We start from the raw sequence: 20,610 nt of genomic DNA on the forward strand, positions 1-20,610 counted from the left end.
TTTCAGCTATTTACTTTCTACTTTAGAAGTGAACTTTTGAAATAGAAAACAAAATAAGTTTATTGAGTCATCTAGAATATTAGACATAGTCTCTTAACATTTTTTTCAACTCTATATTGTGTACTTCTTCTTGCCCAATCATACCTCTTGTAAATTCTTCAATATAAATTGAAGCATCTTCAACTATCTCTAATAACTCTTTATATAGATCTAGTGCTTTTTTCTCATGATTAAGACTTTCTACCAAGATAGTATGTAAAGTATGTTCATGGCTTTCTTCCATAGTAGCAATTTTTAGGCTTGGATGTCCTTCTAAGCCGGTTAGAATTTCTCCAACTTGTTGTGCATGCAACAAAGATTCGGTTGCTTGTTGTTGAAAAAATTGAACGATTGGGATACGATGAGGGCCTGTAACCATCAAAGAGTAGTGGGTATATCGTACAACACCAGCTAGCTCATATTCCATAATGGTATTAAGAAGTTCGTTTGTTTTGTCTCGATTAAGTGTTCTCATACTTTACCTGCTGAAGGATCTAACTTTTAATGGCAGCATTCTAACTTATTAGGAAGGGTTCGTAAAGTTCTTTGTGTTAAGTCAAGCTCTAAGAGAAAAAATCTGTAAAGTAATTTTATCTTAATTAAAGCATAATTCTTTTTATTGAAAAATTTAATGAAGAAAAACAAATTATTTAACAAATGTAAAATATAATTAATTTGCTATCTAAGTATTAAGTTAGCATATATAAAAACTATAATATTCAACGTTTAAATTTTATTTTAACAAAGTTTAAACTTAGTACTTACGAACACAGCATTCTATTATAAAAGTACATTGATTTTTATCTTCTGATGTTTTCAACAAATACTATGGATCATTCTAATTGGCTATACAGAGGAACTGCTGAAATATTTCCTAATCAAGACAACTCAAATAGTTCTGAAGGAAATCTAGTAAACTTCTTACAAGATTTGAATCGTCCCTTAAGAGTTAAACTGGGGATAGATCCAACTGGAAATGATATTCACTTAGGGCATAGTATTCCCTTTCGAAAGTTACGTGCTTTTCAAGATGCTGGTCATACAGCAGTAGTCATTATTGGAGACTTTACAGCACAGATAGGAGATCCAACTGGTAAATCAGAAGTACGTAAACAACTTAGCCCAAAACAAGTTGAAAAAAATGTAGAAAGTTATTTAGAACAATTACATTCAATTTTAGATTTTAATACTCCAGGAAGATTAGAAATCAGATATAACTCTGAATGGTTAAATAAGTTAAATTTTCATAAGGTTCAAGAGTTACTATCTACAATGACTGTGAGTCAAATGTTAGCAAAGGAAGGATTTTCTGAACGTTATAAAAAAGAAAATCCAATTTTTCTTCATGAATTTCTTTATCCACTTATGCAAGGATATGATTCAGTGATCATAAATGCCGACATTGAACTAGGAGGAACAGACCAAAAATTTAATATTGCTATAGGTAGAGATTTGCAGAGATATTTTGGGCAAAAGCCCCAATTTGGTTTATTACTCCCTATTTTAACTGGAACGGATGGTAGCCAAAAAATGTCAAAATCTCTTGGAAATTATATTGGATTAAAAGAAGATGCATTATCAATGTATTCTAAAACAGAAAAAATTCCTGATAACTTAGTACAAACTTATTTTGAGTTATTAACTGATTTGAATCTTAATGATTTGCCAAAAAATCCAAGAGAATGTCAAAAGTTATTAGCCATAGAAATTACTTCTCATTATCATGGAAGAAAAAAGGCATTATTAGCACAAGAGACAGCAGAAAGTCTCATTAAAAATAAAAACACCTTATCAAAAGATAATATCGCTGAATATAATTTATCTGAAGTAACTTTTCCTGCCAAATTATTTTATATTCTAAGTGCTAGCAAATTATGTGTAAGTAGTGGAGAAGGGCGAAGACAGATTCAAGGAGGAAGTGTCAGATTAGAAGGGGAAAAAATTCTTGATATTAATATTGTTTTTGAAAATCCTGAACAGCTTACTAACAAGATTTTACAGGTAGGAAAAACAAAGTTTATAAAATTAGTTTAATCATAAATAGTTTATATTTTTTCTAAAGAGTAGACTCACCATATTTTTTATAAAAAGTCAATGTTTAGAATCTAATTGTTTTTTTTAGTAATAGTTGTAAGAATTATTACTTAATTTCAACTATGGATCATACAAAGATTAATTTGTATGATCAAAAATTTACTTTCAAATATTAATAGTATAAGCAAAATTTACAAATATCTACTATTAAAAAGATTTTTTTTCATAACTTAAATAGCTAGATCAAGCATGAAAATTATGAAAATAGGTTTTCTCATTCAAAAGGTATTTCTTATGTGGTTAATACTTTATTATTTCAATGCCAAAGTATAACTATATCAATAGGATAAATCACTTTTCAATTTACGTTAATAATAAACTTATATAACTTTATGAAAAATATTTATAAACCAACAATTTTAGCTTTAGATTTTGATGGAGTAATTTGTAACGGGATGCGAGAGTATTTTCAAACTGCAAAGCAAGCTTATAAGATAATATGGCCACAAAATATAAATTATAATTTTGATCATTTATTTAAAGTTTTCTCTGAGCTACGTCCCATAATTGAGACTGGTTGGGAAATGCCTGTTCTTTTAAGAGCTATAATCCTTAATTACAATGCTGTGGATATTGAATCTAAATGGGATTTAGTCTGTACAGAAATTCTTGATAAAGATTCTCTTCAGAAAGAAGAACTAATGTTGATTTTAGATGAAGTTAGAGACTGTTTCATTAACCTTCACTTAGATTATTGGTTAAATCTACATGATTTTTATCCAGAAGTTATAAGAAAATTACCAAAGCTATTAAATTCAAAAACGCAACTATATATCGTCACAACTAAAGAAGGAAGGTTTGTACAGCAATTGTTAGAAAGTAGAGGAATACAATTTCCTAGAAATAAGATTCTAGGAAAAGAACTTAAACAAGCCAAGCAAAAAGTCTTACGTCAAATTCTTATTAACTATAAAGAAAAACCTCAAAATCTATGGTTTGTTGAAGATTTATTAAAAACTTTGATAACTGCCCAAAACGAAGAAGATTTAAGGGGAATTAAACTTTTTTTAGCAGATTGGGGTTATAACACTATGAAAATACGTAGCTTAGCTAAGAAGAAAAAAGATATTTCTTTACTTTCTTTAAATAAATTCTCCAAAAATTTTTCAACTTGGATTGACCCTTAAAAAACTATGTACAATAATCAAAGCCAAAATTGAATTTTGATATGTTTATTAATAAAAGATATATCTAAAATGGATCTAAATTTATTTCAAAGGTTTTTTTCAATAAAATTTTAATTATTAATTTATAAATTTTAGTTTTGCTTTGATTTTATTCGAAAAAGAAAAAATCATGTGATGTCATGAAAAATATTCAATAATTGCTACTATAATTAAATCTTGTTGAATTATAATCAATTATTGATCTATTAGTGTAAAGTAAATCAAAGAATGTAGTGTAATTATTCCTTTATTACTTCACTACAAAAATAACAAACAACTTTATTAAGATTATCGTTAAGTAATAGGAAAAAATGATTTATAGATTTCTAATTCTAATATTAACTCTATTGATTTCAATACAAAGTGTTGCTAAGGCTTCAACGAATAATATGGTTAACGATACTTTACCTTGTACAAATGAAGTATCGTTAACCATTGCTACTGAATCACTATTTTCTACTCCTTATTCCTCGACACATTTAATAGTTTCTAATATATTCAATAATTATTATTCTGGCCAAAGTTATATAGGATCGATTTTTCCCGCAGAAACTCAAAATAAATACCAACAAGCAATTGTAGAATATGAAAAAGGAAATATTGAAAGTAATCAACAACAATGGGATGAGGCTCTGGGACATTATAAAAAAGCAGTTCAAATATATCCTAATCTAATATTTGCTAGAGTAAATATTCCACTAATTTATTATCAAAATGATCATAAATTAGAAGCTATTAAAGAAATGAGATATCTATTAAAAAAATACCCTATGTCTGCCGATATAAGAGCTGCTTTAACAGCTATTTTATGGAGCACAGGACAAAAAGGAGAAGCTAAAAGTCATTGGGTTTCCGTTGCTGGTATAGATGATCGGTATAAGAATTTAGACTGGATTCAAACAAAACGTTTTTGGCCACCAAAAATAATCATGGCTCTAGATGATTTCTTTAATTCGAAATAGTAAACAATCTTATTGTTAATAATCAGTATTAGTTAAAAGTTTAAAAAATAGAGAAAAATTAGTTGGACATACTACTAAATAAATGTAATACAATAATTTAATAAATAAGATTTTAAGAAAAAAGTTCATATTAAGTTAATATAAATATTAGTAATAATTAAGACCATCAGCAAGAATTTAGATACTTACAAAGATTAAGCGAAACATTATGGAAAAAAAAATTCTATTTTTCGTATTTCTCCTCTAATACAGATAACATTAATTAGTTTATATATTTCTTTAACAATTCCATTACCTTTCCTTTCAGAAATAACTGATGCTTCTATTTCCGATACAGTTTTATGGATTGGAATTATTGTTGGGGGATTGATACTGATTGGCACTTTAAGCGAAAGAGTTATAGTTGACGAAGATCAAATTAAAATTACTTATCCTATTTGGTTCCCCTTCTTCTTCCGTAAAAATTGGTCACTATCTTGGACAGAAGTAAAAGATCTCAAGTTACGTACAACCGGTCAAGGTGGTTCAGTCTATTATTTAACTAGTAATAGTATAGATAAAGCTTATTTATTACCTACAAGAGTAGAAAACTTTGCACATTTAATAAAATTTATTACTAAAAGAACAGGTATCGACACAAGTGAAATACGACCGCTTTCTCAACCATGGATGTACATTATTTTGCTTTTTTGTACGTTACTTTTATTGCTTGTAGATAGTATGGTTATTTGGGAAATTATTTTCAATTAATAGAATGCATTTAAAATTCTAAGATATCCTATTTTAGAAAAAACGTTTGCAAAAATCATAACGATTTTTGCAAACGTTTTTTCATTTAATCATGGCGAAATATTTTTATCTTTACATTAATGTAATTTTATTATTAAGATAATAAGTTTAAAAAGCTAGTTTGTTAAATTTGAAAAATCTTAACAAACTAAATTGATTTAAGAGATACTTTTCTTTTTTGATTCACTATATTTAAGCGCAGAATCTATAAATCCTAAGAATAGTGGATGAGCACAATTAGGACGAGAAAGAAATTCTGGATGGAACTGAGTAGCAATAAAAAATGGGTGATCTGATAATTCAATAATTTCCACTAAGCGTCCATCAGGGGAAGTTCCACTTATTTTATAACCAGTTTTATTTAGTAAACTACGATAAGCATTATTAAATTCGTAACGATGTCGATGACGTTCATAGATTACCTCTTGTTGATATAAAGAAGCAGCCAGTGTATTATTTTCAATACGACAAGGATAAAGTCCAAGACGCATAGTACCTCCCAAATCCATGACATCTTGTTGTTCCGGCAATATATTTATTACAGGATTAGCTGTTTCTGGATTAAATTCAGCACTATTAACGTTATCTAAACAGGCTACATTTCTACCCCATTCAATTACAGCACATTGCATTCCTAGGCATAATCCTAAAAAAGGAATACGCTGTTTCCTAGCATATTCAATAGACTTAACCTTACCATCTACTCCTCGAAACCCAAATCCTCCTGGGACAATAATACCACTAACATTATTTAGATATTTCTCCGCGCTATTATTTTCAATATCTTCTGCATCAACCCACCTCAATTTAATTTCACTATTCATCGCTATGCCTCCATGTACAAGTGACTCTACAACTGACAAATAAGCATCACTTAACTGAACATATTTACCTACTAAAGCAACTTCAAAATGTTGTTTAGGTGATCGCATCTTTTGAACTAGTGTTTCCCATTGGGTTAAATCTGGTTTGCATGATTCTAAATGTAACAATTCTAAAGCTTGTTTCGCCAATCCTTCTTTTTCAACTATTAGAGGAACTTCATAAATACTATATGCATCTTGAGCTGTAACTACTGACTCTACAGGTACATCACAAAACTCAGAAAGTTTCTCTTTCATTCCTTCTCTAAGAGGACGATCACACCGACAAACTAAAATATCAGGTTGAATGCCAATAGAACGTAATTCTTTTACAGAGTGTTGAGTTGGCTTTGTCTTCATTTCTCTAGCCGCAGGTATCCAAGGAATTAAAGTAACATGCATGTAGATAACGTTATTTTTTCCAACGTCTTTGCGAAATTGTCGAATTGCCTCTAAAAAAGGTAAAGATTCAATATCACCTACTGTTCCTCCAATTTCGATAATAACAATATCAGGATTGGTATTCTTTGCAACACGATGAATACGATCTTTAATTTCATTAGTTATATGAGGAATAACTTGTACAGTCCCTCCCATATAATCTCCTCGTCTTTCTTTATTTAATACTGCTTGATAGATTGAACCTGTAGTGACACTATTAAGACGAGACATAGGGGTATCTGTAAATCTTTCATAATGCCCTAAATCAAGGTCAGTTTCAGCTCCATCATCAGTAACAAATACTTCCCCATGTTGGTAAGGACTCATTGTTCCTGGATCAACATTAATATATGGATCAAGTTTGAGAATAGAAACTGAATAACCTCTGGATTTAAATAAACATCCTAGACTAGCTGCAATAATTCCTTTCCCAATACTAGATACAACACCACCAGTAACAAATACAAATTTAGTCATATAAACTTAGTTAAATTATAATTTTTATAGATTTATTAATTATATTAGCCTGTCTTTTCCACATAAGACTTACCTTAAATGTACGATTCCGCAAATTGAGAATAAAAAGGCTGACTAATTAATGTGACAATGAAAAATATTGGAGTTACAAATAAGACATACCACATTAATAATAGAGTTAAATAAGGTAAAGAATTATCAATAACTAAAAATTTTAAAACGATATTATATTTCTTTATGTATTAATTTCTTAAATTATCCCTGAACAAATAAACTATTAATTACAACAGATGCTTATTATTAATATACAAATTAAAATATTTAGCATACAATTAGGACAGACGTCACAAAAATTATTATGGAATGGCAAGAAATATCAGGAAGTTTCGTTTTAATCCCAAAGTCTCCAATTGCTGTTATACATTTTATTGGGGGAGCATTTATAGGTAGTATCCCTAATTTTACTTATCGTTGGTTACTTGAAGCATTGGCTAAAAAAGGGTACGCTGTTATAGCTACTCCCTTTGTTATTACATTAGATCATTTAGCAATTTCTCATGATTTACTAAATCGTTTTGAAAATATATTAAAATCTATTAAAAATAATATTTATGCAGGAATTATAAACCTTCCCGTATATGGAATTGGCCACAGTATGGGATGTAAACTTCATTTATTAATTGGTAGTTTTTCTACTGTAGAAAGAGCAGGTAATATATTTATATCTTTCAACAATTATCCTATTAAGCAGGCTATTCCTTTCTTCGAGCAGCTTAATTTTCATGATATTTTTGATTTAGAATTTACGCCATCCCCTAATAAGACCCAAGATATTATTCAAAAAAATTATATTGTTCGTCATAATTTATTAATCAAACTTACTCAAGATAATATTGACGAAACAATATCTTTAATGAAAATACTACATAGAAAATATCCTAATCTAGTAGCTTTGCAAACGTTGTCTGGAAATCACTTAACACCATTAGGGCAAGAGGTAAGCTTTAAGTCTGGAAATATATTTACACCAATAGATGTTATACAACAGTGGTTCCAAAATAAGTTGTCTAATGATTTATATGATCTTAAAAATGAGATATTACAGTGGCTAAATCCAGGACAAATTATTTAAGCTACATATATTAGAATATGGTAAATAATTTATTATTGAGGAAATATTGAGCTTTTTTAATTATTTATCAAAAGTACGTAATTTATACATCTTACTATCCAAAAAAGTTAAGATACGATATACTCCTCTCGAAATTTTCGGTAGATAAAAAATGACAGCAGTAGCAATTCTTGCGGCAGGACGTGGTACACGTATGAGATCTAACTTACCCAAAGTCTTACATACTTTGGGTGGGCAATCCTTAGTACAAAGAGTATTAAATAATTGTTCTTTACTTACTCCATCTAGACAGTTTGTAGTTATTGGATTTGAAGGAGAAAAAGTAAAGCAATCTTTAGTCAAAAATTCGTCCTTAGAGTTTGTTGAACAGAAAGAACAGTTAGGAACAGGACATGCTGTACAACAACTTCTGCCATATTTAAAAGACTTTAAAGAAGATTTGTTAGTTTTAAATGGTGATGTTCCACTTTTACGTCCTAAAACATTACAAAATCTTTTAAATATTCATAAAGATAATGATAATGCAGCAACGGTTCTAACTGCTCACTTACCTAATCCAAAAGGTTATGGTAGAGTTTTTTGCGATGGAAATAATTTTGTTACTCAAATTATTGAAGATCGTGATTGTAATTCTGCTCAAAAACAAAATTGTAGAGTAAATGGAGGAATTTACTGTTTTAACTGGCCTAAACTTGCTAAAATATTACCCTATCTTTCTGCCAATAATCAACAAAAAGAATATTATTTAACTGATGTAGCGCAACATCTTGAACCTTTTATGGCAGTTAATGTAGAAGATTATTTCGAAATTAATGGTATAAACAATCGTCAACAATTATCTGATGCAAATAATATTCTACAAGATAGGATAAAGAGATATTGGATGAATGAAGGAGTTACTATGATTAATCCTGAAAGTATTAGTATTGATGATACAGTAAGTTTAGCACCAGATATAGTTATTGAGCCTCAAACTCATTTGAGAGGTAAAACTCATATTGGCTCAAAAAGCCATATTGGGCCAGGAACTCTTATCGAAAATAGCAAAATTGGTGAACAGGTAAGTATATTATATTCTGTTGTTAGTCATTCTGAAGTATCATCTTGTTGTAAAATTGGCCCTTATGCTCATATTCGTAAAGAAGGTAAGATCGACCAATCTTGCCGTATTGGTAACTTTGTTGAAATTAAAAAATCTCAAGTAGAAAAAAATAGCAATATTGCTCATTTATCCTATATTGGTGATGCTACTTTAGGAGAACAAGTCAATATAGGTGCAGGAACAATTACAGCTAATTATGATGGTATTGATAAACATCAAACTGTTATTGGTAATCAAACTAAAACAGGAGCAAACAGTGTTTTTGTTGCCCCTGTAACCTTAGGGAATAATGTCACAGTTGCTGCAGGTTCAGTGGTTACCAATGATGTTCCTGATGATGCCCTAGTAATTGCTCGACAACAGCAAAGAATCATTAAAGAATGGAAAAGAAAAACTAAAAAGTAATAGTTCTGTAGTTCGTTAACTATATAGAATTTAGTATCAATTCATAGAAAACCAATAATTATATTTTTAAATCATTTTCTTTAAATAACTAATAACTCTCAGAAGTTCATAAATATTTATCTAGTTATTTTATATAATAAAGATAATTAAAAAATCTATTAATTTAATGATCTTAAAAATTAATATCATGGTTTTCTAGTATTTTATAAACAATTATTATAATGTTATATAATAATTGATTATTCTATTTACAAATGGAATAGCTGAATAACCATATATCTACAGCGCAAAATATTAACTATTAGTATTATTGACTGTTCAGATATTATTATTTAGAAATCTACTCTATTTAAGCGTTGAATATTTAAGACATCACTCATATCACAGATGCTATTTGTTAAGTATTCTAATTGCTGACGATCACGAATTTCAATCCGTAAATTAATAATAGCGGGTTTATTTTGTATAGTTTTTACACCGGCGTTGCAAACATTAATGTTGTGATTGCTTACTCTTAATAGAATATCTTTTAAAACGCCTACTCTATCAATAACTTCTATCTGAACATCTACTGGATATGTAATAGCACATCCTTTTTTGTCTACCTTGTTCCAACGTACCGGAATCAAACGTTCTCCAGGTATATTCTCAATATTAGAGCAATTTTGAGTATGAATCGAGATACCTCTATCTCCTCTAGTAACGACACCGATAATAGGCTCTCCGGGTAATGGCCTACAACATCCAGCTATATGATATAGAAGGCCTTCAACTCCCAAAATTGGAGATTTATTAGGTTTTTTAGGACATAAAGAAGAAGGTATTATGGATAAACCTGCATCGTGAGTTTCAGTATTCTTCTGTTGAGTTTTTACAGTTATTTCTCTTACACGATTAACTACTTGATTCAAAGTAATTCCCCCATATCCTAATCCGGACAGTAAATCATCTACTGAATGATAATTGCATCTTTCTGCTACAGTTTTCATTGGTTCTGATTTTAATAAAGCTTCAAAACCGTTTTTACCTAATTCTTTTTCTAAAATATCACGTCCTCTGATCATGTTTTCTTCTCTACAAGATCTCTTGTACCATTGACGGATACGGTTACGGGCAGTGGGCGTAACTACTATGTTAAGCCAGTTTAAACTAGGATGACAATTTTTTTGAGTAATAATTTCTACTATGTCACCATTATGAAGTGGTTGTCCAAAAACTGACCACTTACCATTAATTCTAGCTCCTTTCATATGGTTGCCTACTTCTGTATGAATACGATAAGCAAAATCTATAGTAGTAGCCCCCCTTGCTAAGGCAATCACTTCTCCATCAGGAGTAAATACATAAACATCATCATCAAAAAGATTATCTTTAAGATTATCAACATATTCTTGGGCATCTTTCAGATCTTTCTGCCAGTCTAGTAGTTGTCTTAGCCAAGTAAATTTTTCGTCTTCCTGGGATAATTGAGTATAGTGAGATACGCCAGTTTCTTTATATTTCCAATGAGCTGCAATACCATATTCAGCAATATGATGCATTTCCATTGTTCTAATCTGAATTTCCAAAGGATGGCCGTTAAATCCTACGACTGTTGTATGTAAAGATTGATATCGATTTGGCTTGGGCAAACCAATATAGTCCTTGAATCTTCCAGGCATAGGCTTAAAGGTATCATGAACTACTGCTAAAGCACGATAACATTCCTCTTTATTTTGAACAATAATTCTTAAAGCTGCTAAATCATATATTTCATGTAACCCTTTATTTTGACTATGCATCTTATAGTAAATTCCATAAAGATGTTTAGATCTTCCTTGTAAATCTAGTATTTTTATTCCTATACTATGTAACCGTTTTTGCAGTGTATCTTTAACATTTTCGATACGAGCTTCGCGATCAATACGTTTTTCTGCCACCAAACTTTGTATTTCCCCATAAGCGTCAGGTTCTAGATATTTAAAAGATAAATCCTCTAGTTCCCACTTTACTCTCCAAATACCTAGGCGATTTGCTAGTGGGGAAAATATCTCCTTAGTTTCTAAAGCGATACGTTTTTGTTTTTCTGGTTTAAGTGCGTCTAAAGTTCTCATATTATGAAGACGATCAGCCAACTTCACGACAATTACTCTAATATCTTTAGCCATTGCTAAAAACATTCTTCGAAAATTTTCAGCCTGCTGTTCTGTTTTGTTAGAAAAATTAAATTTTGATAATTTTGTGACTCCTTCAACCAGTAATCTTACTTCCTGACCAAACATCTCTTCAATGTTATCTGCAGTAATATCAGTGTCTTCTACTACATCATGAAGAAATCCTGCAGCAATCATTGATCTATCTCCTCCTAAATCCCTTAATATCCCTGCCACAGTTACTGGATGGACAATATAAGGTTCACCTGATTTGCGATATTGTCCTTTATGCAGTTGATATGCGAAATCAAAAGAATGACAAATCAAGTCTTGATTTTGATTGTATACATCTGATTTACGAGAAATTAAACATTGGTTTAACCAGTCAGGAAGAGTGAAGTCAAGTGGCTTATTATTGAGAGATGTAACTGTATTCATAAAATATTTGAGTCAGAAACAGGAAAAAAGAATAGACTATTAAAAGTTGGGAGCAGATTAATAAGTTTTCGACTCTCCTTTTAGTATTAACACTTGTGCTAGAAATAGGCAATTAAAAAATTTTGGGGTAATATCAACCATTAAAAGACGAAATTTAAATTTTTAAAAATTCAATAAAAGACATAATATTAATAAAAATATATTATTAGGACGAAACAAATATTTAATGCTATCAAAATATTATAAAAATTTCTCAGAACAATTATTTCTCCTTCAAAAACAAGTCGTATTGGAAAATATAGATATTATAAAAATTAAAATAATTTTTGAGCAGGTTAAAATAATTTTCCATAGTAAAATTCTTGACGAAAATATGCATATATATCTTGAAAATAATGATAAGCATACGATTATTCAATCTATACAAGTAGAAATTAATAAAAACTTAAGATTACTCGAAACTGAATTATTGTTTTTAGAGTCTTCACGTCAATCAGAAACAATAGATAAGAGAGCAGGTAAGATAAAACAAAGAGTTATGAAATTAAGAGACTATTGTAAGTTTATAAATAAGCAACTTTGTGAATAAAAGTTTGACCACATATATAGAGCACACATAGTTTAGTTTATTTAGCAAAAATTAAGTCTTTTTTATTAAATATATTAGATCAATGATAACTTTCTCTATTTACATAACCTATTCCAATACTTAAGTTATTAAATGTAGAATTTTTATTCTATTGAATAGAATAAGACAATAAACAACTAGCATCACAAGCAAGATGATCGATAGTAAAAATGTATTATATTTATTAAACAAAATTAGTAAAAATATTTAGTTTAAATATTTATAATTAAACAACAAGTGCTAGAATACGGAGTGCAAAATTGTTGTATCCACTAGTATATATCTTTAATTTTGAGCTATTTTATTAATGTTTTTTAAAAAATGAGGATCTTAAAATGACAACCTTATTACGTAATTGTTGGTATGTCGCTCTAAGCAGCAAAGACTTGAAACCAGCAACAATAATACATAAAAAAATTCTAGATGAACCTATTCTCATTGGACGAAAAAAAAATGGCCAAATCTTTGCAATGCGTGATGTTTGTCCACATAGAGGCATTCCTTTAAGTTATGGATCATTGTGTAAGGAAGATATATCCTGTCGGTATCATGGTTGGAAATTTAATGTTAATAATGGTAGATGTAGCGAAATCCCTTCCCTTACAGAACATGATGATTTAGAGGTAGGTCGTATTCAAGTTCGTACATATCCATGCGAAGAAGTTCAAGGTAATATTTGGATATATTTTATCGATACTAATAAAAGTAAAACTACATTATCCAACCTTCCTCCTGTCCCAACTATTCCTGATTTTGGCAAACTTAAGCCGGGAATAACAGAGACTATGAAATTTGCCTGTAACGTTGATCATGCAATTATCGGCCTTATGGATCCAGCTCATGGGCCTTATATTCATAATGCTTGGTGGTGGAGAAGTGGTCCTCGTAAATTCCGAGTTAAAGAAAAGCATTATGAACCTGTATCGCAAGGTTTTCGTCTTATTCCCTATAATATGCCAGTTAGTGCTCGTCCTTATAAAATTTTAGGGAATAATGTATCTATTGAGATTGTTTTTCAGTTACCTGGAATTCGTACAGAAATTTTGAAAGGCGATCACTATTCCGCTTGTTTATTGACATGCATTACTCCTATAGACGAATCTTCATGCGAAATATTCCAAAGTATTTATTGGACAATTCCTTGGGCAGGTATGTTTAAACCTTTGCTAAGCTTATTAACTCGTCAATTTTTAGCTCAGGATCGTGATGCTATTGTCCAGCAACAAAAAGGTCTCATTTATAATCCTTCACTCATGTTAATAGATGATGCAGATACTCAAGCTAAGTGGTATTTTCGTTTAAAACAAGAGTATCAAAAATCTCAAGAAGAGAATAGAACCTTTATAAATCCGATTGAACCTCGAGTACTACGTTGGAGGAGCTAAGCTGATAAAAGCTTGATAAAGTAGTTCTCATGACTGATTAACATATATAAGCTGATGTATTTTTAATCAATTTTAATATTATTAATAGTTATAGTCTGTTTTGTGATATTTTTTTAGTTCCATAGTGAAAATTAAAAACACTATAGTGAACTTGAACTAGCAAGATAAAAAGTCTTTTATGAAATTCTTAACAAGAGTTTCATATGATTAACTTAAATACAGTTCAATATAGAATAGAATTAAATAGTTTAAGTATAGCATGAAAGAAATTTTTTTAATTGTATAAGTTTTTATAAACAACTATTTTATCAGAGAATTCTTGTTTTTTTTTTAAGCTGTTATTGTCTTAATTTATCTTACTTTTTTTAAGTTTTATTAATCACTATGCATAAGTATTTTGATATGATACATAATTAATTTTTATCTTTTCATATCAGTAGATATAACTTATTGAAATGAGAGGTAAATAAATCTTAAATTGTAATAAAAATCGGTATAAGTTATTGCTATAATATTCCGAAAACCTATCAGAGACGATCAATGGCTAATGTTCTTTGGTTACAGGGTGGTGCTTGCTCTGGAAATACAATCTCTTTTCTTAACGCAGAAGAACCAACCCTAGTAGATTTAATCACCGATTTTGGAATTAATATTTTATGGCATCCATCTCTGGGTATGCAGCTAGGTGATGAATTACAAGAATTATTGATTAATTGTATCAATGGAAAAATTTCTATTGATATATTAGTATTTGAAGGATCCGTAGTTAATGCCCCTAATGGTACGGGTGAATGGAATCGTTTTGCTGGTCGTCCTATGAAAGACTGGTTAAACGATTTGTCTAAAGTAGCTGGATTTGTAGTTGCAGTTGGAGATTGTGCGACTTATGGTGGAATTCCAGCAATGGAGCCAAATCCTAGCGAATCTGTTGGTTTACAATTTCTTAAACGCCAGAAAGGGGGTTTTTTGGGAGACAATTTTCTTTCCCAAAAAGGTTTTCCTGTTATTAATATACCTGGTTGTCCTGCTCATCCAGACTGGATTTCTCAAATACTAGTTGCTGTTGCTACTGGAAGAGTTGGAGATTTAACTCTTGATGAATTTCATCGTCCTGAGACTTTCTTTCGTAGTTTTACACAAACTGGTTGTACAAGAAATATGCACTTTTCGTATAAATCAAGTACTGAAGAATTTGGCCAACGTACTGGATGTCTCTTTTATGATCTAGGGTGTCGTGGGCCTATGACTCATTCTTCATGTAATCGCATTTTATGGAATAAGGTTTCTTCTAAAACTCGCGTTGGGATGCCTTGCTTAGGTTGTACCGAACCAGAATTTCCTTTTCATGATCTTAAAAAAGGAACTGTTTTTAAGACTCAAACCGTTATGGGTGTACCTAGAGAATTACCTCCTGGCATCAACGCCAAAGATTATGCAGTAGTAACAGTTGTTTCTAAAGATGCTCGTCCATCTTGGACAGATGATGATTTTTTTACTGTGTAATATAAGTACATGATTAGAGTCGCTATGAAATTTTCATGGCAAGGTTTTATCATCAGAAAGAGATCTAGAACAAAATCATAAAAGTAATAGTAACTTTACTATTACTTTTATGATTTTATTTCCCATCTATTTTGTATATGGGAATAGTAAATAATTACAAATTATTTCTAATATTTTTTCAAAGTTTTACTATTTTTGAGAGGAATGCATGGTAGTTCAAAAGCTGGAAATCTCCCCTGTAGGAAGAGTTGAAGGAGATTTAGATATTAGAGTAGATATCGAAGATGGCTATGTTGTAAATGCTTGGACAAAAGCAGAATTATTCCGTGGTTTTGAAGTTATTCTAAAGGGTAAAGACCCACAAGCTGGACTTATCGTTACTCCTCGTATTTGTGGTATTTGTGGTGCATCACACTTGACCTGTGCATCTTGGGCGTTAGATACAATTTGGGAAACTGAAGTACCTCGCAACGCCATCTTAGCACGTAATTTAGGACAAGTAGTTGAAACCATACAAAGTCATCCTCGACATTTCTATGCTCTGTATGCGACTGACTTAACAAACAAGAGATATAAGAATAGTCCTTTCTATGAAGAAGCATGTAAAAGATTTACTCCGTTTACAGGAACTTCCTATGAAATAGCTATAGTAACTTCCGCAAAGCCTGTAGAGCTTTATGCTCTATTTGGAGGACAATGGCCTCATTCTAGTTATATGGTTCCAGGAGGTGTAATGTGTGCGCCAACACTAACTGATGTTACACGTGGCTGGGGAATAATGGAGTATTTTCGTACTAATTGGCTAGAACCTGTTTGGTTAGGATGCTCTCTTGAAAGATATGAAAAAATTCAGACCTATGAAGATTTTCTGGAATGGCTAGAAGAGAGTCCTGATCACGCTAATTCCGATCTAGGGTTTTATTGGCGTATGGGGCTAGATATCGGATTAGATAAATACGGTCAAGGACCAGGAAGATACTTAACTTGGGGGTATCTTCCACATGAAGATAAGTATCAAAAGCCTACGATTAAGGGTCGTAATTCAGCTGTAATAATGAAAGGAGGTGTTTATGACAGCTTTACTGATATGCACCATATGGTAGATCATAGTTTTGTCATGGAAAATACAAGTCACTCCTGGTATGAGGAAGGTATTGACGATGTTCATCCTTTTGATAGGGTTACTAATCCTCAAAGTATGAATAAAGGAGATTATGATAATAAGTATTCATGGTCAACAGCAGTAAATCATAAAGATTTAGGCCGGATGGAAGTGGGTTCCCTTGCACGTCAATTAGTAGCAGGTGGAAAACATGGAGAAAGCTGGCAACATTATGATGGTTTAATCTTAGATATGTTTAAAAAAATGGGTGGCCCTAGTGTACATCTAAGAGAAATTGCCCGGATGCATGAATCTGTAAAATTATATAGAGAAGCAGAAAGATGTTTACGAGAATTCAAGCTTAATGATCCTTGGTATATTAAGCCCAAAGAAAAAGATGGACGTGGTTGGGGAGGAACAGAGGCTAGCCGTGGTGCTCTATGCCATTGGGTTGAAGTAGAAAAAGGAGTTATCAAAAATTATCAGGTAATTGCTCCTAGTACCTGGAATATTGGTCCCAGAGACGGTAAAGATATTAGAGGTCCCATTGAAGAAGCACTGATTGGTATACCTATCGAAGATATGAATAATCCAGTGGAAGTTGGTCATGTCGCCCGTTCATTTGATTCTTGTTTAGTCTGTACAGTACATGCACATGATGCTAAAACAGGTAAAGAATTAGCAAGATTTCGCACTAACTAGAGATTAAATGGAAGTGATATAAATTATAAATCACTTCCATTTAATTTTTCCTGACGCTAATAATATTATTAAAATTTTGTCTCATTAAAATGTTTAACTAGAGTGGTATGAGGAAGAGGTCCTTTTAAATGGCTCCATGGTAATATTTGATCCGTCTTCCAGATACTATGAACATAATATTCTAGAGATGGTATCTCTCCTTTAAGTTCTTTAAAGGCACGTTTATAACTACCTAAAGAATTTCCATAATAGCGAGTTAATTTGAACAATTTACTTAAACGCCGATCACCTCTAGAAATCAAAGCTTGAATTATGGACCAATTATAACTCTCTGGACGAAATTCTATTCTTTTTTTGCCTAAAACTTTTTCTAAATATTTTAGTCTTTTTTTAGATAGTTTATTTACTCCTAGCCACTGAAACGGAGTATGAGATTTTGGGATAAATGTACTACATCCAAACGTTATTTTTAATCCTTGTGCTGCTTTGTGTATAGCATCTAACATCAAAATCGTTTGTTCTATATCTTCCTCATCTTCCCCTGGTATTCCAACCATTCCATATAATTTAATATTTTTTAATCCACCAATTTTTGCATTAATTGCTGCATTAATAATTTCATCATTATCTAACTTCTTGTTAATATTTTTTCTAATTTTTGCTGAACCACTTTCAACAGCAATTGTTATTGATTTTGTATTACGATTAGTTAATAAGTTTGCTAATCTTTCCGTAACTGTATTAGCTCTAACTGAAGCGATACTTACTCTAATATCATCATACTTAGGTTGATTTAAATAATTTAATAAACTATCAAACTCTGGATGTTGCGTAATGGATGGTCCTAGCAAGCCAATTCTATTGGTAACTTTAAGACCTTTTTCAATATTTGGAATTAAAGAAGTATCTAAATCGGCTATACGAAAAGGCAAGTTCAGATAACTAACCAGACAAAAACGACACATTTCCGGACAACTTCTAACTACTTCTAGCATATATATATTTTCCCAAACAGCATTTTTTGTAACTACTGTTGAAGTTGAAAAAGAATTACCACGATAAATTTGTTTTTCAATACTTGAAGGAGTGTTTGTTTCAATTGCTTTAATCGATTTAATTTCCCCGTCATAGTCGTAATAAGTAATTTCATATAAACTTGGTATATAAATTCCAGGAATTGTTGCTAAATAAGATAATTTAACAGCTCGACTTTCATTTCTTACAATTTTATATGCCTCTAAAAAATCATGTATTAGCTTTTCTCCATCACCCAGTAAAATTACATCAAAAAAATCAGCAAAAGGTTCAGGATTAGCTGTGAGAGTAGGACCACCTCCAAATATTAATGGGTGATTCTCATTTCGTTCATTTGTTTGAAGAGGAATACCTAAAATGTCTAAAATATCAAAAACGTTAACATAATCTAATTCCCATGAAAAAGAAAAGCCTAATAGCTCAGATTTTTTGGGCAAAGGTTCTTTAATATCTGTAAATAAACGACTAACATTGACATCATTTCTACTAGCAAAAGTAGCCCAGACAGTTTGATAACCCAAACTCGTAATACCTACACTGTAACTATTTGGAAAGCAGAAAATTATTTGAATGGCATTACTATCAGGTATCGTTGGTTTAAATAGTAATCGTTCTTGATCAAAAATAATCGTCATATTTTAATTTTGTTTATTTTTCAATTTTTTAAATCTATTTCTCAAAGCTCTAGATTGAATAATATTAATAGTTGAATTTTTTATTAATATTATTTCAACTGTTAATCTAATTATTTGGTTCAAGCATATTAACTTATCAAGAGAACAATCATTTTTATATTAGAAATAAAAAATACCTATATTTATAAATTTCTACTTAATTTTTTTATTAAAGAACTTATAAAAGTTATTACAGATTATTGTTATATATTTATCTAATATCATTTACTATTAATAATAACTCTATTTTTAATAACAATTTAATTTATCTTTTATACAAGCTAAAACTATGGTTAAAAGAAATAACTATTTTTATTTTCCATGGTATAGATAATAGTTTTCACTCCCTACACGACAAGAACATATAAATTTTTACGAGAATAAAAGATTAATAATATATAATCAGGCTAATCATATATTTACAAAATAATTATATGCAGAAAAATATTAACAATATGTTAGAAATTGGTACGATAGTAGGTCCTAGGGGATTAAAAGGAGAAGTAAAAGTTTTATCTAGTACAGATTTCCCTGAAAGATTTGAAGTATCGGAAGAGCACTGGATGAGGGACCCTTCTCAATCATCAATTCAATTAGTTAAATTAATCAATAGTCGCTATGTAGCAAATAAAAATATTTATGTTGTTCGTTTACAAGGGATAGAGACCAGAGATCAAGCAGAAATACTAAGGAATCATAAGCTTTTGGTTACCAATAATTCTATACCGAAGTTAGGAAAAGAAGAGTATCATATGTCTCAACTTGTAAACTTAAAAGCCTATCATATAAAAACAAAAAAACTTATAGGTATTGTGACTGATATATTTACAACAGGTCATGATTTATTAGAGATTAAGTTAAATAATTTACCTTTACAAGAATCAGACAAGGAACAAAAAATCTTAATTCCTTTCGTTTATGAGATTGTTCCAGTAGTAGATTTAAAAAATAAGAGAATAGAAATTAATCCACCCAAAGGATTATTAGAGTTATCTACAGTGAAATAAAACCTCAAATAAGAGTTACAGTTTCTTAAAAATTAAAATTTAATCATAATTTTTGAATTTGATTGATCCATTATGTCCCATAACAGATTACAATCTACTTTTGATAAATCATAATTTACTAAAATTAAGGAGAAAGCTATTCCTGAGCAATTAAACCTAACCGTGAGTTTAAGGGGAACTCATGAGACAAACGGTAATCACCAAATTTTCCGTTTAACTGGCTTATTAGATGCCTTTTCTGAACCTATATTTCGTAAAGTTGTTGGAACATATATAGACAAGGGTCCTTACGATATTATTCTGGTCTTAACTCAAATTGATTTTGTGGATAGTTCAGGATTAGGAGCATTAGTACAGTTAGTTAAACAAGCCCAAAATCACAATGGAAGCCTACAAGTTGTCACTAATCCTAGGGTTACACAAACTGTAAAACTAGTACGTTTAGAGGAATTTTTATCTTTACAGACAACGCTAGAAGATGCTATTTCTCGTCTTAAAAATAAGAAAAACAGTTAGGATGTTTATTCTCTCAGT

General features: G+C 30.5%; 16 protein-coding genes. 12 read left to right on the forward strand and 4 right to left on the reverse strand.

All coding sequences use genetic code 11. The features are described from left to right. Positions 1–79: 79 nt before the first annotated feature. Positions 80–514: a ferritin-like domain-containing protein gene (locus LPC16_RS01810; RefSeq protein WP_040055187.1), complete on the reverse strand. Its 435-nt coding sequence runs from the start codon at positions 512–514 to the stop codon at positions 80–82. A gap of 335 nt (positions 515–849) precedes the next feature. On the opposite strand from LPC16_RS01810, the gene tyrS reads away from it, so the two are divergent. From tyrS to LPC16_RS01830, 4 genes are all read left to right on the forward strand, one after another. Then, on the forward strand, positions 850–2,073 hold the full coding sequence (tyrS, locus tag LPC16_RS01815; protein ID WP_407084186.1) for a tyrosine--tRNA ligase: 1,224 nt from the start codon (positions 850–852) through the stop codon (positions 2,071–2,073). A 392-nt stretch (positions 2,074–2,465) separates the two neighbouring features. Continuing rightward, positions 2,466–3,260 carry an HAD family hydrolase gene (locus tag LPC16_RS01820; RefSeq protein WP_229637524.1) on the forward strand — a complete coding sequence of 265 codons (795 nt, stop codon included), beginning with the start codon at positions 2,466–2,468 and terminating at the stop codon, positions 3,258–3,260. Between the two features lie 428 nt (positions 3,261–3,688). After that, positions 3,689–4,261 carry a tetratricopeptide repeat protein gene (locus LPC16_RS01825; RefSeq protein WP_229637525.1) on the forward strand — a complete coding sequence of 191 codons (573 nt, stop codon included), beginning with the start codon at positions 3,689–3,691 and terminating at the stop codon, positions 4,259–4,261. A gap of 225 nt (positions 4,262–4,486) precedes the next feature. Next, positions 4,487–5,011: a hypothetical protein gene (locus LPC16_RS01830; protein ID WP_229637697.1), complete on the forward strand. Its 525-nt coding sequence runs from the start codon at positions 4,487–4,489 to the stop codon at positions 5,009–5,011. A gap of 197 nt (positions 5,012–5,208) precedes the next feature. Here LPC16_RS01830 and LPC16_RS01835 read toward each other — a convergent pair whose 3' ends face one another. Further along, positions 5,209–6,831 carry a CTP synthase gene (locus LPC16_RS01835; protein WP_040055191.1) on the reverse strand — a complete coding sequence of 541 codons (1,623 nt, stop codon included), beginning with the start codon at positions 6,829–6,831 and terminating at the stop codon, positions 5,209–5,211. 358 nt (positions 6,832–7,189) lie between these two features. Between LPC16_RS01835 and LPC16_RS01840 the strand changes: the two genes are divergently transcribed. Beyond that, the gene (locus LPC16_RS01840; protein WP_229637526.1) at positions 7,190–7,963 is read left to right on the forward strand and encodes a DUF1350 family protein; all 774 of its coding nucleotides are present in this window, start codon (positions 7,190–7,192) and stop codon (positions 7,961–7,963) included. A 151-nt stretch (positions 7,964–8,114) separates the two neighbouring features. Continuing rightward, the gene (glmU, locus tag LPC16_RS01845) at positions 8,115–9,470 is read left to right on the forward strand and encodes a bifunctional UDP-N-acetylglucosamine diphosphorylase/glucosamine-1-phosphate N-acetyltransferase GlmU (protein WP_229637527.1); all 1,356 of its coding nucleotides are present in this window, start codon (positions 8,115–8,117) and stop codon (positions 9,468–9,470) included. 332 nt (positions 9,471–9,802) lie between these two features. Here glmU and LPC16_RS01850 read toward each other — a convergent pair whose 3' ends face one another. Then, the gene (locus tag LPC16_RS01850) at positions 9,803–12,040 is read right to left on the reverse strand and encodes a RelA/SpoT family protein (RefSeq protein WP_229637528.1); all 2,238 of its coding nucleotides are present in this window, start codon (positions 12,038–12,040) and stop codon (positions 9,803–9,805) included. A gap of 226 nt (positions 12,041–12,266) precedes the next feature. On the opposite strand from LPC16_RS01850, the gene patD reads away from it, so the two are divergent. From patD to LPC16_RS01870, 4 genes are all read left to right on the forward strand, one after another. Further along, positions 12,267–12,629, forward strand: coding sequence for a heterocyst frequency control protein PatD (gene patD, locus LPC16_RS01855; RefSeq protein ID WP_040055225.1), 363 nt, complete (start codon positions 12,267–12,269; stop codon positions 12,627–12,629). A 374-nt stretch (positions 12,630–13,003) separates the two neighbouring features. Then, positions 13,004–14,053: a Rieske 2Fe-2S domain-containing protein gene (locus LPC16_RS01860; protein WP_229637529.1), complete on the forward strand. Its 1,050-nt coding sequence runs from the start codon at positions 13,004–13,006 to the stop codon at positions 14,051–14,053. A 540-nt stretch (positions 14,054–14,593) separates the two neighbouring features. Then, the gene (locus LPC16_RS01865; RefSeq protein WP_229637530.1) at positions 14,594–15,556 is read left to right on the forward strand and encodes a hydrogenase small subunit; all 963 of its coding nucleotides are present in this window, start codon (positions 14,594–14,596) and stop codon (positions 15,554–15,556) included. A 208-nt stretch (positions 15,557–15,764) separates the two neighbouring features. Next, on the forward strand, positions 15,765–17,360 hold the full coding sequence (locus LPC16_RS01870; RefSeq protein ID WP_229637531.1) for a nickel-dependent hydrogenase large subunit: 1,596 nt from the start codon (positions 15,765–15,767) through the stop codon (positions 17,358–17,360). A 68-nt stretch (positions 17,361–17,428) separates the two neighbouring features. Here LPC16_RS01870 and LPC16_RS01875 read toward each other — a convergent pair whose 3' ends face one another. Then, positions 17,429–19,030 (reverse strand): B12-binding domain-containing radical SAM protein, encoded by a 1,602-nt coding sequence (locus LPC16_RS01875; protein ID WP_229637532.1) that lies wholly within the window; start codon positions 19,028–19,030, stop codon positions 17,429–17,431. 473 nt (positions 19,031–19,503) lie between these two features. Here LPC16_RS01875 and rimM point away from each other — a divergent pair, with 473 nt between their 5' ends. Both rimM and LPC16_RS01885 read left to right on the forward strand, forming a co-directional pair. Beyond that, entirely contained in the window at positions 19,504–20,076 is a 573-nt protein-coding gene (gene rimM / locus LPC16_RS01880) for a ribosome maturation factor RimM (RefSeq protein WP_229637533.1), read from the forward strand. 162 nt (positions 20,077–20,238) lie between these two features. Further along, a complete protein-coding gene (locus LPC16_RS01885) occupies positions 20,239–20,592 on the forward strand; it encodes an STAS domain-containing protein (protein WP_040055208.1) in 354 nt (117 codons plus the stop codon). Positions 20,593–20,610: the final 18 nt, after the last annotated feature.

Source organism: cyanobacterium endosymbiont of Braarudosphaera bigelowii, from assembly GCF_020885515.1.
Classification (GTDB): Bacteria; Cyanobacteriota; Cyanobacteriia; order Cyanobacteriales; family Microcystaceae; genus Atelocyanobacterium; species Atelocyanobacterium thalassa_A.

Bases quoted from the DNA above. Each gene is read 5' to 3' on its own strand.
- rimM (WP_229637533.1), top strand. From the start codon at position 19,504: ATGCAGAAAAATATTAACAATATGTTAGAAATTGGTACGATAGTAGGT.
- LPC16_RS01840 (WP_229637526.1), top strand. From the start codon at position 7,190: ATGGAATGGCAAGAAATATCAGGAAGTTTCGTTTTAATCCCAAAGTCT.
- tyrS (WP_407084186.1), top strand. From the start codon at position 850: ATGTTTTCAACAAATACTATGGATCATTCTAATTGGCTATACAGAGGA.
- LPC16_RS01870 (WP_229637531.1), top strand. From the start codon at position 15,765: ATGGTAGTTCAAAAGCTGGAAATCTCCCCTGTAGGAAGAGTTGAAGGA.
- patD (WP_040055225.1), top strand. From the start codon at position 12,267: ATGCTATCAAAATATTATAAAAATTTCTCAGAACAATTATTTCTCCTT.
- LPC16_RS01860 (WP_229637529.1), top strand. From the start codon at position 13,004: ATGACAACCTTATTACGTAATTGTTGGTATGTCGCTCTAAGCAGCAAA.
- glmU (WP_229637527.1), top strand. From the start codon at position 8,115: ATGACAGCAGTAGCAATTCTTGCGGCAGGACGTGGTACACGTATGAGA.
- LPC16_RS01875 (WP_229637532.1), bottom strand. From the start codon at position 19,030: ATGACGATTATTTTTGATCAAGAACGATTACTATTTAAACCAACGATA.
- LPC16_RS01850 (WP_229637528.1), bottom strand. From the start codon at position 12,040: ATGAATACAGTTACATCTCTCAATAATAAGCCACTTGACTTCACTCTT.
- LPC16_RS01820 (WP_229637524.1), top strand. From the start codon at position 2,466: ATGAAAAATATTTATAAACCAACAATTTTAGCTTTAGATTTTGATGGA.
- LPC16_RS01810 (WP_040055187.1), bottom strand. From the start codon at position 514: ATGAGAACACTTAATCGAGACAAAACAAACGAACTTCTTAATACCATT.
- LPC16_RS01865 (WP_229637530.1), top strand. From the start codon at position 14,594: ATGGCTAATGTTCTTTGGTTACAGGGTGGTGCTTGCTCTGGAAATACA.
- LPC16_RS01835 (WP_040055191.1), bottom strand. From the start codon at position 6,831: ATGACTAAATTTGTATTTGTTACTGGTGGTGTTGTATCTAGTATTGGG.
- LPC16_RS01825 (WP_229637525.1), top strand. From the start codon at position 3,689: ATGGTTAACGATACTTTACCTTGTACAAATGAAGTATCGTTAACCATT.